Source organism: Labrenzia sp. PHM005, assembly GCF_006517275.1.
Classification (GTDB): Bacteria; Pseudomonadota; Alphaproteobacteria; order Rhizobiales; family Stappiaceae; genus Roseibium.
In genome coordinates, this window is sequence record NZ_CP041191.1 from 3059507 (window position 1) to 3074897 (window position 15391).

The window sequence follows — 15391 nt, forward strand, 5'->3', positions numbered from 1 at the left end:
GAAAGCCCTTCCCGATAATTGCGGGGAGGGCTTTTTGTTGTGCCATGCCAATTGCTCCGTAAAGTGTTTGCGCTTTATCCGGTGCCACAAAATCTAGGGAAAGCAACCGCTGGACACACATGGCGGCGAAAGTTAAAAGGCTGTTCCGGTGCGCTGGGCACGCTGAGCCATGCACCATTGATATAGTTTCTATAGGGCCTGGATGAGAGGGCCCGGATCTAAGCGAGACGTGAATGACCGGCGTAAACGAAATCCGCTCCGCCTTTCTGGACTATTTCAAGGCCAACGATCACGAAGTGGTCGATTCTGGCCCGCTGGTTCCACGCAACGATCCGACCTTGATGTTTGCCAATGCCGGTATGAACCAGTTCAAGAACGTTTTCACCGGACTTGAAACCCGGCCTTACAACAAGGCGGTTACCTCGCAAAAATGTGTGCGCGCCGGCGGCAAGCACAACGATCTCGACAATGTTGGTTATACGGCTCGCCACCACACGTTCTTTGAAATGCTCGGCAACTTTTCTTTTGGCGACTATTTCAAGGATCGTGCCATCGAACTGGCCTGGAACCTGATCACCAAGGAATTCGGTCTGCCCAAGGATCGCCTGCTGGTTACCGTCTACGCCGAAGACGATGACGCGGCCACCTATTGGAAAAAGATCGCCGGTCTTTCCGACGACAAGATCATCCGTATTCCGACCTCCGATAACTTTTGGTCCATGGGCGATACGGGCCCGTGTGGTCCGTGTTCTGAGATTTTTTACGACCACGGCGAACACATTTGGGGCGGCCCTCCTGGAACCCCGGAAGAAGATGGCGACCGTTTCGTCGAGATCTGGAACCTTGTCTTCATGCAGTACGAGCAGACGGTCGAAGAGCGGCTTAATTTGCCGCGCCCGTCCATCGATACGGGCATGGGCATTGAGCGCCTTGCAACAGTTTTGCAGGGCGTTCACAACAACTACGACATCGATCTGTTCCGCGCATTGATCGCCGCGTCTGAGCATGAGACGGGTGTCGATGCAGCAGACAAGGCTCTTTCCAGCCACCGGGTGATCGCCGATCACCTGCGTTCGTCCAGCTTCTTGATCGCCGATGGTGTGCTGCCGTCCAATGAAGGCCGGGGTTACGTTCTACGCCGGATTATGCGCCGTGGCATGCGTCATGCCCATTTGCTTGGCGCGCGGGATCCCTTGATGCACAAACTGGTGCCGTCGCTCATTCGCGAAATGGGCCGGGCCTATCCGGAACTCTCCCGCGCCGAAGCCTTGATCACAGAAACGCTGAAGCTGGAAGAAACCCGGTTCCGCAAGACCCTGGAGCGCGGCCTTGGCCTGCTCGACAGCGCGACTGGAGATCTTACCGCCGGTGGTCAGCTTGATGGCGAAACCGCCTTCAAGCTCTATGACACCTATGGTTTCCCGCTTGACCTGACCCAGGACGCGCTGCGCGCCCGCGATATTTCGGTCGATACAGACGGGTTTGGGGCTGCCATGGAACGCCAGAAGGCGGAAGCCCGGGCAGCTTGGTCCGGCTCTGGCGGGGCGGCGACCGAAGCTGTCTGGTTTGCCATGAAGGAAAAATATGGCGCGACCGATTTCCTTGGTTATGAGACCGAGGTCGCTGAAGGTGTTGTGGCCGGTCTTGCTGCCGACGAGGCAGAAACCAGCGAGTTGAAAGCCGGTGACAGCGGGTTTGTGGTACTCAACCAGACCCCATTCTATGGCGAAAGCGGTGGTCAGGTTGGCGATACCGGCGAAATGACTGCCCCGGGCGTAAAAATCAAAGTGACGGACACTCAGAAGAAGGCCGATGGTCTCTTTGTTCATGTCGTGACCGTCGAAGAAGGGTCTGTCACCCCAGGCCTGGCGCTTGAGCTGAAGGTTGATCATGACCGCCGGTCCGCTGTGCGGTCCAATCACACGGCAACCCACCTCGTGCATGAAGCCTTGCGCGAAGTTTTGGGCACCCACGTTGCCCAGAAGGGATCGCTTGTCTCACCTGAGCGGTTGCGCTTCGACTTTTCTCATCCCAAGCCGATGAGTGATGATGAGCTGGCGGTGGTGGAAACCTACGCAAATGAGATCGTCCTGCAAAACGCGCAGGTGGAAACACGCCTGATGGCGGTTGACGATGCGATTGAAGCTGGCGCCATGGCGCTCTTTGGCGAGAAATACGGCGAGGAAGTCCGTGTTGTCTCCATGGGAACAGCGTTGCATGGCGAGAAGGAAGGAAAACCGTATTCGCTCGAGCTTTGCGGCGGAACCCATGTGAACCGGACCGGCGACATTGGCCTGGTGACGGTTGTCTCTGAAGGTGCGGTTGCTGCCGGTGTGCGCCGGATTGAAGCGTTGACCGGCTCGGAAGCCCGCGCCTATCTGGATGCCCAGGACAAGCGCATGCGCGAAGTTGCAGGTATCTTGAAAGTTGGTGCTGGCGATGTCCCGGCCCGCGTTACTCAGCTTGTTGACGAGCGCCGCAAGCTGGAGAAAGAACTGGCGGACGCGCGCAAAAAACTCGCCATGGGCGGCGGTGCAGACGGCGGCACGCCGGTGAAAGACGCCGGCAGTTTCAAGCTGATGGCCCGCACGGTTGAAGGCATCAACCCGAAGGATTTGAAAGGCATGGCGGATGAGGCCAAGACCCAACTTGGGTCGGGTGTCGTGGTGCTGATCAATGTTGCCGATGATGGCAAGGCTGCGATCGTTACGGGCGTGACCAAGGATCTGACAGAAAAGGTCAGCGCGGTCGATCTGGTGCGGATTGGCTCAGAAGCTCTTGGCGGGCGTGGCGGTGGCGGCCGCCCGGATATGGCCCAGGCTGGTGGTCCGGATGGTGCCAAGGCCGAAGGTGCAATCACGGCAATCGAGGCGCATTTGGCAGGCCTCTAAGCGGCATGTGATACTTGAATATATCGACACAGTCAGGCGTCCTTCGGGGCGCCTGTTTGCGTTGTGGTGTCCGGTTCGTTCCAATTTGCTGTGATAGGAAGCGTCAGTTCGAGAATATTTGGGAATAGCTTTCTGTTTTCAACTGTTTGCCGTGCATCAGCAGTTTCTCGTTGAGTTGATCCAGGATCGCCGTGCATGGTGATTTTTTCGACATTGCCATGTATAGGGGGATCCGGACAACAGAGGGCTCCAAGACGCTGAAATCACTCCAGGCATAGTCTTCCGGCATCAGCTTTTTGAACGTCAGCGGCGATGTAATTATGTAGTCGGCCCGGCCAAGCCGCAGCATTTTGTAAAGAGACGGAATATCTGGAAGTTCGAGCAGGTCATAATCTTCCGTTTGTGCCTTGCGTAACGGGGTCGGAAGATTGATGCCGTGATACACAACGCCACGCCTGGTTTTCAGATCTTCAATGCGATTGTACGGGAACTCTTTCCCCTTGTAGGTCACAACCGCGTAGTAATCGTCGAGCCAAGATTCGGTGAATATAAATTTTTCGCGGCGGGACGGGGAACTCAGTAACGCAAAGACGATATCGATTTCACCGTTTTCGAGGTCGGAGACGACCCTTGCCCAAGGTTTGGCGTCATCAATTTCATGCGGGATTTCTAGTTCGGAAAACACCCGGTCGACAAGTTCGATCGCGACGCCGCTTCGCTTACTGCCGATTTCTTCGCCATTTACATAAGGCGGCCACACTGGAGGTCCTGATAAGCGGACCTTGGTGCATTCGGCTGCAGCGCTTTGAATTACCCCGATGAGCAAAAGGCATAGCCCGAAAAAATGATACAAGGCTAGTCGCATCAGAGTGCCGGAATTAGGAGTATCAAGCATTTCGTAGCCTTCGGAACTTCGAACGATATGATCGTGCCGCGCCACACAGGTTTGTCTTGGACATACCATAGGGGTGCTGGAAAACTATGTTGGGCAAATTATGCGACCTGAATTGCAGCGGGTCTATTCTGCAATTTTGCCAATTCCCACTGGAGTATCGATGGTCAAGGTTTTGCCTTGAAGCAAAGTTCGGCTATTCCTTATTGTATTCAGCCCCTTGCGAACGGGACTAACAGTGCTCGGACACAATTTTAAACGTACGCTTTATGAAGTGTTGGAAGACACTGGCAAACGGCGCCTTGCCGCTCAGACGCTGCGCAATGTTCTGATTTTTCTTATTATCGCGAACGTTGTCTTTGCGGTTTTGGAAACGGTTCCGGAAATCCGGCGGACGTTGGGCCCACATTTGCGCTTCCTTCAGCTTGGCTCGGGCGTTGTGTTCGTCATCGAATACATGTTGCGGCTTTATGTGGCCGATCTTCATCCGCCATTGCGCCGATATGGCCCTGTTGGGGCGCGGCTGCGCTACGCGCTTCACCCAGATGCGTTGGTAGATCTTATTGGTGCTCTGCCGCTGGTGCTTGTTTTGTTGCTGCCCAATCAGGCGGTCACCATGGTGGTGATCCTGAGATTGCTGCGCTTCTTGAAGCTTGCCCGATATTCGCCAGCCCTGCGCTCTTTGATCTCTGCTGTTGCGGCGGAGCGTCATGCCCTGCTTGGCTCCAGCATGATCATCTTTGGGGTGATCTTGATGGCTGCAACGGTCATGTACCTGATCGAGCATGATCAGCAGCCGGAAAAGTTCCGCAGTATTTTGCACGGCATCTATTGGGCGATCACCACAGTGACGACCGTTGGGTATGGAGACGTTGTGCCGATCAGCAATCCGGGCAAGATGGTCGGGGCAGTGGTGATGTTGATGGGATACGGTCTGATTGCCTTGCCTGTCGGGATTATTGCCTCTGCTTTTGCTCGTGAGATCCACAGCCGCGATTTTGTCGTGACCTGGTCCATGGTTGCGCGGGTTCCTCTGTTTGAGGATCTCAGCGCGACAGAAGTTGCTTCTGTCGCCAAACAGTTGCAGGCGTTCAATGTCCGCAAGGGTGTCACAATTGCCGAAGAAGGCGATATTGCCGACAGAATGTTCTTCATCAACGACGGTGAAGTGGAAATCCGGATGGAACACGGCACCGTCTATCTGGGAGAGGGCAATTTCTTCGGTGAGCTGGCGCTTCTCAATCAAACCCAGCGGACAACGACCGTCGTTGCCTATAGGGATTGCCAGCTGCTGGTGCTGGAGGCGAAAGCGCTTCACCAGTTGATGGACAGCGATGCCGCCTTGGCGAAAAAAATCATGGATGAAGCGCGGGAGCGGGCCGAAGCTGGAAAGAAAATTCTTGGCGAACTTGCCGAAGAGGAGCTGGAACAGGCCGGCTATGTCGGAGCTGATGAGGACCAGGAAGCACAGCAGGAACTGTTTGAGAACGGTGACCCCGCAAAACAGGATCAAACCTGACGGGTTTGCGGGAGTGTCTCTAAAAAGCTGGTCCGGGCTGATACATCTCTCCACCAGGTTCCAAGCCGTGGGGCTGGCTCCACCAGAGCCAGAGCTTCGGGTGTTTTCAGAAAAAGATCGAACATCGGTGCAGCCAAACAGTCGGCCAACGTTATCTGCGAACCCAACAGAAACGGACCATCATCATCAGCCAGTTTTTCCAGTGCGTTCAATACTGTTTTTGCGGCAGGCAATGCTGCTGCGATTTTAGCTTCGTCTGTTTGTTTGCCTTCCTGCGGTTTGGCGATGCGCTCGACAAAGATGTCCCAAACCAGCGTGCGATATGCGTAGCTATTTAGGATCGACAGGATTTGCGCCATGCGGGCGCGTGCTTGAGGCGAAGACGGCTGCAGATCCGGCCCTTCAAAGGCTTCATCGATATATTGCAGGATCGCCGTGGTTTCAAAAAGCTCAAATCCAGCGTGACGCAACGCAGGGATTTTGCCGAATGGCTGCAGGTCTAAATAGCTGTCTGGCACGCCGGCCTTGTTGAAAATATCAATCGGCGTTTGGTGATAAGAGACACCTTTTTCGGCAAGCGCGATCCGGACTGCACGGACGTAGACAGAATACTCCGCTCCATAGAGATGCAGCATGGCAGACATCTGTCCCTCGTTTTTGAAAGGCAGGTCGTAATCAGTGCGGAGTTAAGCCGGGCGGAATCCGTGCATAAAGCGGGTCACCTTGCCAGAACACATCTGTCGGACCAACAACAAAGTCGATGATATTCCAGCGGTCATATTGATAGCGCAAAAGTGCATAGGTGTGGAGGCCGTCCATATAGTCGCCTTGTCCGGCATAGACAGTGTTTTGAAGGTTTATGCGACCACCGCCGGGGCGCTGAGGGTCCAATCCGGCAAAAGCCCAGTCGCCGCCTGACCGCATCCAGAAGACTACAAATTCAACCGGAGCGCCGAGCCGGGCCTCCATCAACGGGCGGATTGTGTTGAGGATCGCCTTGCGTTCAATGGAACCGCGGGCAGGTTCGTGAACCGGTTGGGCGCTGGTGGTTGCGGCGGAAACTGTCAGGAAGAAAACACACAAGAAGACGCTGACAAGCCTTTGAAAGAAATCTAAAAAACGAACGGGTTGAGACTTTGATTCAAGTAGCTTCCGTAGAGTCGTTTTGGGAATGGCGCGGGAGGATTGGGAAAACATGAAAACCATTGGACTGCTCGGCGGTATGAGCTGGGAAAGTACAGTTACTTATTATCAGCTTTTGAACCGGATGACACGGGAGCGTTTGGGCGGGCTGCATTCCGCGAAATGCCTGCTCTGGTCTTTTGATTTTGACGACATCGCCAAGGCTCAAGCAGATGGAGCTTGGCAGAAGGCGACCAACTTGATGATTGACGCAGCGCGCAATCTGGAGCGCGGCGGGGCCGAGTGTCTGGTGATCTGCACCAATACGATGCACAAGATGGCTGCAGATGTTCAAGCCGCGATTGGCATCCCGCTCATCCACATCGCCGACACAACCGCACCTGCGATCAAGGCCGCTGGAAGCAAGGCACCGCTGTTGCTGGCCACGGCCTACACGATGGAACAAGACTTTTATAAGGGGCATCTTTTCGATCATCATGGGATTGATGTCCGGATTCCTGAGGCCGAAGACCGGAAAGAAGTCCACCGGATCATTTATGACGAACTCTGCCAGGGCGACATCAAAGAAAGCTCAAAAAAAGCCTATCTCGATGTTGTTGGCCGAGCGGTGACAAGCGGTGCTGACGGGGTGATATTCGGCTGTACGGAAATCGGCCTCTTGGTGTCGGAGGCTGATTTCGAAATCCCTTGTTTCAATACCACAGCTCTCCACGCCGAGGCGGCGTTGGATTTCGCACTCAGCTGAATGCGTGATTGGCGGAAGGCGCTAGAGAGGTTTTAAGAAGGGCAGGGGCCGCACATTCTTTTTCCGGAAAAGAGCTCAAGATAGATATCCCAGGTCCACCATTGTCGGGGCGAGGGCCCGGGTCAGGCGCTGGATTTCCGCTTGCGACAGTTCATCCTTGTAGCTGCCGCGTTTCCCCTGGCGCATGTGGCGGATTTTGTCGTCCTCGCCGTTGGAGACATAACGGGCCTTGGCTTTTGCAAAAGATTGGTTTTCGATGGCTGCAGAAACACGGGCAGGATCGAATGAAAGGCCTGCCTTGGTGAGCAGCTCAGTCACGGTTGCTTCTGGCGCCCACAGCAAATCCTCATAACGGGCGGTTGGGAAACCGGCGGCACGGAATTCGTCCACATAAGACGACCAGCTGCGATACTTCCAATAATGCCCTTTTTGATCTTCCATCATTGTCGCCAGCATTTGGCTCGACGCATCGGTGTGGCCTTCAAAACAATAGTGCATGCCCGAGACCGCCACATCGCGGGGGTCGCGAACGACGCATAAGATTTTCAGGTTGGGGTGGGACAGACGGTCCAAGGTCGGCAAGACATGGTGCGATTTGAGAACGTATTGGCGGGATTTGCGCTCCTCACCCTCAATCGCGATCTCATTTGGATCGGGAAGCCCGGCATAACCACCAACAGGACAATCAAGAATTTCCGCAACGAGACGGCAAAGCCAGGTATTTCCGGATTTTGGATACCCGGCAACGACAATCGGATCTGTCCAGCCGTTGTCACTCAAATCCTTCATGTGCTGCGTGATTTGCCGTGTTTTGTTCCGAATTTTCCGGGCGGTTCGCAGCCGTGTGTAGAAGGTATGCATCAACCGAGTCCTCAATCGTTTGAGACTTCGTTTTGATCAGCAATACAGGCTGTAGTTCGGCGGTTTTGTTTCTGTAGGATTGCCAAATTCGCGATTTTGTTTCTGATTGTTTCTCCTGAGGCTTCTTGAGGCCCGGACGTTTTCGTGACCTCGTGTGGGTCGTGAAACGTCTGTTTCTGAGTGGGATCAGATTGCGAAACAGACTGAGGCTGGGAGAAACTTGCGGCCTGACCCTTGAAATTGGCTTGTTGGGACCGCATTTGCGCAGAAGTAAACTGTTGGGTGTAGTTTTGTGCGGGTGCTGAAAGGAAAGAGATATGACTGCGACGGCTCTGATTACGGGTGCATCAGCTGGGATTGGTGCGGCTTTTGCCCGCTATCATGCGTCTAAGGGCGGTAACCTGGTTCTGGTTGCGCGGCGCAAGGAAGCCCTGGAGCAGCTTAAATCTGACCTTGAAGCTCAACACGGCATCAATGTGCATGTTTTTGCCCGCGATGTCGGCACAGGCGCAGCGGCTCAAGCGCTCTATGACGATGTAAAAGCCGCCGGGCTCGAGATCGGCATCCTGATCAACAACGCCGGGTTCGGTGGACGCGGCAATCACATTGAGCGAGATCTCGCCAGTGAACAGGCGATGATTGATCTCAATGTCATGTCCTTGATGACGCTGACCCGCTTGTTCGCGCATGATATGGCCGCTCGTGGTCAAGGCTATGTGTTGAATGTCGGCTCGACCGCCGGCTTCATGCCCGGTCCGTCACAGGCGGTTTATTTCGCGACCAAGGCTTTTGTGAATTCCTATTCCCAGGCGCTGAATGAGGAACTGCGGTCCAAGGGGGTGAAAGTAACCGTTCTGGCGCCGGGGTATGTCGAGACCGAATTTGCGAAAGTTGCCGATTTGGAGGGCACCAAACTAACACGTTCCGGCGCGACGGCGGAAAGTGTGGCCAAGATCGGCTATGACGCCATGCTTGCAGGCAAGCTGATAGCGATCAACGAAAAGGCGCTCGATTTTGCGATGAATTGGGTGATCCCGGCACTGCCGCGCCGGACAGTCTTGAAAATGGTTTCAAAAATGCAGGCGAAATAAGTCCCGCACATATGAAGAGAGGACCCGGCAGGCTGAAGGAGCTATGCCGGGCCCGGCGGATCTCAAAGATCCGCCATCGCTTTCTGCAGGTTCTCGTCGATCTTGTCGAGGAAACCTGTAGTCGTCAGCCAGCCCTGATCCGGGCCGACAAGCAAAGCCAGATCCTTGGTCATGTAGCCGCTTTCGACGGTCTTGATACCGACGGTTTCCAGTGTCTTGGCAAAGCGGGCCAGTTTGTCGTTGCCATCGAGTTTCGCCCGGTGGGCCAAGCCGCGCGTCCAGGCAAAAATGGACGCAATCGAGTTGGTCGATGTGCTTTCGCCCTTCTGATGCTGGCGGTAGTGGCGCGTCACCGTGCCGTGGGCCGCTTCCGCTTCCACCGTCTTGCCGTCCGGGCTCATCAAGACCGAGGTCATCAGGCCAAGAGAGCCGAAGCCTTGGGCAACCGTGTCGGACTGCACATCGCCGTCATAGTTTTTACAGGCCCAGACGTAACCGCCGGACCATTTCAGCGCACTGGCAACCATGTCGTCGATCAGGCGGTGTTCGTACCAGATGCCGGCGTCGGCGAATTTTTCTTTGAATTCAGCCTCATAGATCTCCTCAAAGAGATCCTTGAAGCGGCCGTCGTAGGCTTTCAGGATGGTGTTCTTGGTCGACAGGTAACACGGCACCTTGCGGCCCAGCGCGTAGTTCATAGAGGCGCGGGCAAAGTCGCGGATCGAATCGTCGAGATTGTACATGGCCATGGCAACGCCGGAGGAGGGCGCGTCGAAGACATCGCGCTCAATCTCCGTGCCGTCTTCACCGACAAACTTGAGGGTCAGTTTGCCTTTGCCCGGGAAGGTGAAATCCGTGGCCCGGTATTGGTCACCAAAAGCATGCCGGCCGACGATGATCGGCTGGGTCCAGCCAGGAACCAGGCGCGGCACGTTCTGCATGATGATTGGCTCGCGGAAGATCACGCCACCGAGGATGTTGCGGATGGTGCCGTTCGGCGAGCGGTACATGCGCTTCAAGCCGAATTCTTCGACCCGGGCTTCATCCGGAGTGATCGTGGCGCATTTGATGCCGACGCCGTGTTCCTTGATAGCGTTGGCAGCATCCACGGTGATCTGATCGTCGGTTTCATCGCGCTTTTGAACCGAAAGGTCATAGTAGTGGAGGTCAATGTCGAGGTAGGGGTGGATCAGCTTGTCCTTGATAAAGGCCCAGATGATCCGGGTCATCTCATCGCCATCGAGTTCAACAACCGGATTGTCGACTTTGATCTTTGCCATGGAATGGTCCGCCTTACGGTGGTTGGGTGGATAAAAGCTTCGGATTTTCCCGGTGCTGTTGTACCGGAAAATTATTGTGTGCGCTCGTATACAATATTTTCGAAATACGCAAGTGGGGGAAATGCGGAGAAAGAGAGCTGGGCATTACGGCGGCTCTGAAAGGAGCGTGGCTGAAGCCAAACAGAGCGACCGGAAACAGCGGCGGTGCTCTTACAAAATCAATAAAGCGGAAAGCTGTGAAAGGTGATGCCTGTTACACCAGATTGTTCCATGCGCGTTTTGGCAGCATCAGACAGAAAAAGCCCGTAACTGAGATGCTTGTCTTTCCAGGCGTGGCGCGCGCCGATCGCGGCCTTGCTGAAGGCAAAATCACCGGTCTCCGGCCTCCAAAAAACTCGGTCAAATGTAACCGTTGCCCGTTCCCGGTCCATTGTATCCAGACGGTTGCAGATATTGAAAAAATACATCTGTCGGGCTAGAGAGCCGTCCTTGTAGACAACCGCTATCGGGAAAAACTGGTGTACGTCCGGCTCCAGCTCTTCGATAATGTCCTTGACCGTGTCTGAAACGACGATCAGTCCCTCCAACCTGAAAACGTCATAAGGCGGATGTTTTTTGTTCGACCATTCGATGCGCGTCGGAACATGATCGCCCTTGACGGCTCTACCGGAGTACAGATCTCCAGGTTCGAACAGGGGATTGTCTCCTTTTTCAGGGGTCGTATCGATGTACTCGATTTTTCGCGGATTGCCATCGAGCAGGTCTCTATCCACGATAAATCCGGCAGGTTCATCAAACCCGAAGCTCCACACAACATCGTTTGTCACTGTCTTGTCCTCATGCTGTATTTCTCCGGCTTGAGCCGGACCTCTCAGCATCTCTGGCGCGATTTGGTTGGAGGCAGAGGCTCACACATGCTCTTCTTTGGTCGCCTTGATCAAGGCGGCGTTGAAATAGCGCAAACCCCGCACATGCCGGGCTGTGCCGATGATCTTTGTGGCATTGCCTTTGCGCACCACCGGAAGCGAAGATTTCCCGCAGGCGTCAAAACTCTTCAATGCGCTTTCGAGACTATCAGTGTCGTGCAAATAAGGCCCATCCGTGCCCGGATTGAATTTAAGTGCGTCCGGGTCTTCCTCTTCCGGTGGCGGATCCATGAAGTCGCGCACTTTGACAGTTTCGCTGAGGAGACGGTGTGCACCTTCATTGACGAAACACCCGCGCATGCCGAGCTGCCAGTGGAAATAGGATTTGCCGTGCACCGCCTGGGTCAGGCCGGTGGCAATAGAGACAGCCAGCAGCAGGGCGATCGACAGGGCATAGCCACCAGTCAGCTCAAACACGATCATTGTGGTGGAGACCGGCGCCCCAAGAACTGCGGCAGCCACGGCGCCCATCCCCAAAATGGCATATAGGCCGTGGCTGGAGGCCATTTCCGGAAAAACGGACGCTGCGATCAAGCCGAAGGCGCCGCCCGTCATGGCTCCGAGATAAAGGGCAGGGGAGAATATTCCACCGCCAAATCTAGACGCCAGAGTGATGGCCGTTGCCGCCGTCTTGACCACCAGAAGCGAGAGAAGCGTAAAAAGCGGAAGTTCATGCTTGAGCGCCAGGTCTGTCGCTTCGTAGCCAACTCCAAGAATGCCCGGAAAGAAAATCCCAAGGGTACCAACAGCCAGTCCTCCGAGGACCGGGCGCAGCCACAAGGGCATGGTGATATTGCGGGCAGTCCAGTCCGTGCCGATCAGGGCAAACTGGAAAATGATGGCCACGGCAGCACAGGTCAGCCCAAGAAGGGCAAAGGCCGGGATTTCCAAATAAGAGGTGATCTCATATTGCGGGATCACAAAGGCGGCCACATCGCCAAACCACCAGCGCACCAGCAGTGTGCCCATCACCGAGGCGAGTACGATTGGAACGAAGGCGGATACCGCATAGTGCCCAAGGATCACTTCATGCGCGAACAGCACCCCGGCGATGGGGGCATTGAACGAGGCAGACACGGCGCTCGCAACGGCACAACCAAGCAGTACACGCCGCGCGGAATCGGGCAGTGAGAACTTCTCACAGACTGCGGCGCCCACAGTGGCCCCGAGATGCACAACGGGGCCTTCACGGCCGGCACTCGCGCCGCAGCCAAGGGAAATCGTGGTGACAAGACCGGACCAAAGGCCGGCCCGAAGCGGCAAACCCCGGCCGCCATACGCGCGGGCCTCAATAACATCGGCGACACCGCCAGCCCGTTGATAGGGGTGAAACTTGTGCAAGATCCAGCCAACCACCAATCCACCCAAAGCCGGGGCCAACAGGATGACCCACCATGGTTGGGCGGCTGCCGCTTGCATGGTCAGTTCCGTGGTTGTCCTGAGCCAAGGCCATTGGAACAGACCGATCATGGTCCGGAAGATGATGGCGGCAGCTGCAACCAAAACACCTATGATGATGGCGAGCAGCCAAACAATGTGAAGACGATTGGACCGGTACTGGCGCACGTTGGGCGTGATCCAGCTGATCAGGATGTCAGGCAGTTGCCCGGCGGTCTCAATGATTTTGCGCATTCGTTCGGCCCGCTGCGAAACGGCACGTTTCTTAGTTTCTGTGCCAGTTTCACCCGAGTCGCGCGCAATGAATAGGCCTTCTACGCCGGTAAAAGGCCTAAATCACTGTAATTTGCGCTGAAATCTTGTTCGTTAGGCCTTCTTTTTGATCTCAATGTGCCGGCCTGCCCGTTCCGGACGGGGCAGGGAACTTTGAGCATCGGCAAGTGATTGAATGTTTGCCAGAATGTCTTCTGGCCATGGGGCGACTTTGCGGGCGCCCAAATCCACATGAAGGCACAGTTGTTCGGACGTCGCCGACAGCCAGCCTTCCTCGGCGTGGTACAATTCTTCATAAAAATGGGCACGCTTTTCGTCAAAATCGACCAGCTGCAACCCGACTTTAACCGGCATTCCAGCGCTGAGCTCTCGCACGTAGCAAACATGCGCTTCGGCGGTGAAGAAAGACGCGTTGCGTTCTTTGACGTAGTTGGGACCTAAGCCCAGCATTCCGAACACATGATCACATGCCAGATCCAAAAGGACATTGTAGTAGGCCATATTGAGATGACCGTTATAATCGATCCATTCGTCTTTAACGGTCATGATATCGCTCATGACCGGCTCCGGTTTCCAGGAAATTGGCATGAAGTACTCCCGTAATTGCGCCCAATTCTCGGTATAAATACCGTTGGCCAATGATCATTATCTGTATACCACCGCTACCATAAGTGCAGATTGTGGGTGAGGAAAAGCTGCACAAAGGGGGGAACGCAATGGCTGAAGTGGCCGGAACAACTGAACCTAATACCAATGTGGACGCCATTGTTGCGACGCTGAAAACGCGCTTCGGCGATAGATGCGCCACGTCCGCTGCACTGAGAGAGCAGCACGGCCACACGACCACTTGGATTAAAACCCAACCGCCTGATGCCGTTGTGTTCGCACAGACCACCGAAGAAGTTTCCGAAATCGTCAAACTCTGCGCCGAGGCCAAAGTGCCGGTGATTGCCTATGGCACCGGAACCTCGCTGGAGGGCCATGTGAATGCGCCGGAAGGCGGGATCTCAATTGATGTCAGCGGTATGAACCGGATTCTGGAAGTGCATCCGGAAGATCTTGATTGTGTTGTGGAAGCTGGCGTGACCCGCAAACAGCTCAACAGCTATATCCGTGACACCGGCCTGTTTTTCCCGATCGATCCGGGCGCTGATGCCAGCATTGGTGGCATGGTGGCCACCCGGGCGTCCGGCACCAATGCGGTCCGTTACGGCACCATGAAAGACGCCGTTGTCGCGCTGACCGTGGTGATGGCGGATGGATCCATCGTACGGACTGGCGGGCGGGCAAAAAAATCTTCGGCAGGCTATGACCTCACCCGGTTGATGGTCGGCTCAGAAGGCACGCTTGGCATCATCACAGAGATCACCTTGCGTCTGCATGGCCAGCCGGAAGCGATTTCCGGGGGTGTTTGTCCGTTCCCGGATGTTCAATCGGCCTGCAATGCCGTCATCACGACCATTCAGATGGGGCTTCCTGTTGCCCGGATCGAGCTGCTCGACAGCCTGCAGGTTCGCGCCTGCAACCAGTATTCCAAGCTGGACCTGCCCGAAACGCCGACCTTGTTCCTGGAGTTTCATGGCTCGGAGGCTGGTGTAAAAGAACAGTCGGAGATGTTTTCTGCGATCGCCGAAGAGCTCGGCGGTGGACAATTTCAGTGGGCAACGGTTGCGGAAGACAGGACAAAACTCTGGGCCGCGCGGCATGATGCCTATTGGGCTGGAAAGTCGCTAAAGCCGGATGCTGATATCATGGTGACCGACGTCTGCGTGCCGATTTCAAGATTGGCTGATTGCGTTCTTGCGACCGCGGAAGACATTGCGGCCGAAGGGCTGCTGGCGCCGATCGTCGGTCATGTCGGTGATGGAAATTTCCATGTCCAAATCCTGGTGGATCTTGAAGACCCAGGACAAGTAAAGAAGGCAAAAGATTTTATTGAACGATTGTCTTTGCGCGCGATTGATATGGGCGGCACATGCACTGGCGAACATGGCGTTGGGCAGGGCAAGCGGAAATACATGCAGCGGGAACACGGCAACGCGCTTGAACCGATGCGAGCCATCAAACGGGCCCTCGATCCGGACAACATTATGAATCCTGGTAAAATTCTTCCGTAAAGTTTTGAAAATAATGAATTTTTCGATCTGATCGGTATTCTAAAATTGTCCGGTGGTCGGTTTTTGGACTAAGACACCGGACGATTTGCCCGATTCTTACAGCGCCTGATGCCCATCAGTCATGATATTGTATCGAATCGGATCAATAACCGCTGATGTCGCGCCGCTATTCAGCATTTGGTTTGCGTATCGCCCGCCATGCGTTAAATCAGGGGGAGATACATCTATTTCGGCTGAACCTTAAGGAGATGCAGC

The 15391-nt window shown here is 55.1% G+C and carries 13 protein-coding genes; 5 read left to right on the forward strand and 8 right to left on the reverse strand.

The window, feature by feature from the left end:
• Nucleotides 1-233 precede the first annotated feature (233 nt).
• Nucleotides 234-2891, forward strand: coding sequence for an alanine--tRNA ligase (gene alaS, locus FJ695_RS13730; RefSeq protein ID WP_141185983.1), 2658 nt, complete (start codon nt 234-236; stop codon nt 2889-2891).
• Between the two features lie 103 nt (nt 2892-2994).
• Here the strand turns inward: alaS and FJ695_RS13735 are convergent, their stop codons facing one another.
• A complete protein-coding gene (locus tag FJ695_RS13735) occupies nt 2995-3786 on the reverse strand; it encodes an ABC transporter substrate-binding protein (protein ID WP_168206366.1) in 792 nt (263 codons plus the stop codon).
• A 235-nt stretch (nt 3787-4021) separates the two neighbouring features.
• Between FJ695_RS13735 and FJ695_RS13740 the strand changes: the two genes are divergently transcribed.
• Nucleotides 4022-5302 (forward strand): cyclic nucleotide-gated ion channel, encoded by a 1281-nt coding sequence (locus FJ695_RS13740; RefSeq protein ID WP_209011039.1) that lies wholly within the window; start codon nt 4022-4024, stop codon nt 5300-5302.
• On the opposite strand, the gene FJ695_RS13745 is transcribed toward FJ695_RS13740, so the two are convergent.
• Both FJ695_RS13745 and FJ695_RS13750 read right to left on the reverse strand, forming a co-directional pair.
• Nucleotides 5293-5946 (reverse strand): glutathione S-transferase family protein, encoded by a 654-nt coding sequence (locus FJ695_RS13745; protein ID WP_209011040.1) that lies wholly within the window; start codon nt 5944-5946, stop codon nt 5293-5295. The genes FJ695_RS13740 and FJ695_RS13745 overlap by 10 nt on opposite strands.
• A 31-nt stretch (nt 5947-5977) precedes the next feature.
• Complete coding sequence (locus FJ695_RS13750; RefSeq protein WP_209011041.1) at nt 5978-6385, reverse strand: hypothetical protein; 408 nt, start codon at nt 6383-6385, stop codon at nt 5978-5980.
• Nucleotides 6386-6497: 112 nt separating this feature from the next.
• Between FJ695_RS13750 and FJ695_RS13755 the strand changes: the two genes are divergently transcribed.
• Nucleotides 6498-7190: an aspartate/glutamate racemase family protein gene (locus FJ695_RS13755; protein WP_141185987.1), complete on the forward strand. Its 693-nt coding sequence runs from the start codon at nt 6498-6500 to the stop codon at nt 7188-7190.
• A gap of 75 nt (nt 7191-7265) precedes the next feature.
• Here the strand turns inward: FJ695_RS13755 and FJ695_RS13760 are convergent, their stop codons facing one another.
• On the reverse strand, nt 7266-8051 hold the full coding sequence (locus FJ695_RS13760; RefSeq protein ID WP_141185988.1) for a sulfotransferase domain-containing protein: 786 nt from the start codon (nt 8049-8051) through the stop codon (nt 7266-7268).
• A 317-nt stretch (nt 8052-8368) separates the two neighbouring features.
• Here FJ695_RS13760 and FJ695_RS13765 point away from each other — a divergent pair, with 317 nt between their 5' ends.
• The gene (locus FJ695_RS13765; RefSeq protein WP_141185989.1) at nt 8369-9142 is read left to right on the forward strand and encodes an SDR family oxidoreductase; all 774 of its coding nucleotides are present in this window, start codon (nt 8369-8371) and stop codon (nt 9140-9142) included.
• Nucleotides 9143-9204: 62 nt separating this feature from the next.
• Here the strand turns inward: FJ695_RS13765 and FJ695_RS13770 are convergent, their stop codons facing one another.
• From FJ695_RS13770 to FJ695_RS13785, 4 genes are all read right to left on the reverse strand, one after another.
• Nucleotides 9205-10422, reverse strand: coding sequence for an NADP-dependent isocitrate dehydrogenase (locus tag FJ695_RS13770; protein ID WP_141185990.1), 1218 nt, complete (start codon nt 10420-10422; stop codon nt 9205-9207).
• 218 nt (nt 10423-10640) lie between these two features.
• Entirely contained in the window at nt 10641-11249 is a 609-nt protein-coding gene (locus tag FJ695_RS13775) for an imm11 family protein (RefSeq protein WP_168206367.1), read from the reverse strand.
• An 81-nt stretch (nt 11250-11330) separates the two neighbouring features.
• The gene (locus FJ695_RS13780) at nt 11331-12980 is read right to left on the reverse strand and encodes a chloride channel protein (protein ID WP_141185992.1); all 1650 of its coding nucleotides are present in this window, start codon (nt 12978-12980) and stop codon (nt 11331-11333) included.
• Between the two features lie 132 nt (nt 12981-13112).
• Complete coding sequence (locus FJ695_RS13785) at nt 13113-13607, reverse strand: thioesterase family protein (RefSeq protein ID WP_141185993.1); 495 nt, start codon at nt 13605-13607, stop codon at nt 13113-13115.
• A 128-nt stretch (nt 13608-13735) separates the two neighbouring features.
• Between FJ695_RS13785 and FJ695_RS13790 the strand changes: the two genes are divergently transcribed.
• The gene (locus FJ695_RS13790) at nt 13736-15136 is read left to right on the forward strand and encodes an FAD-binding oxidoreductase (protein ID WP_141185994.1); all 1401 of its coding nucleotides are present in this window, start codon (nt 13736-13738) and stop codon (nt 15134-15136) included.
• Nucleotides 15137-15391 lie beyond the last annotated feature (255 nt).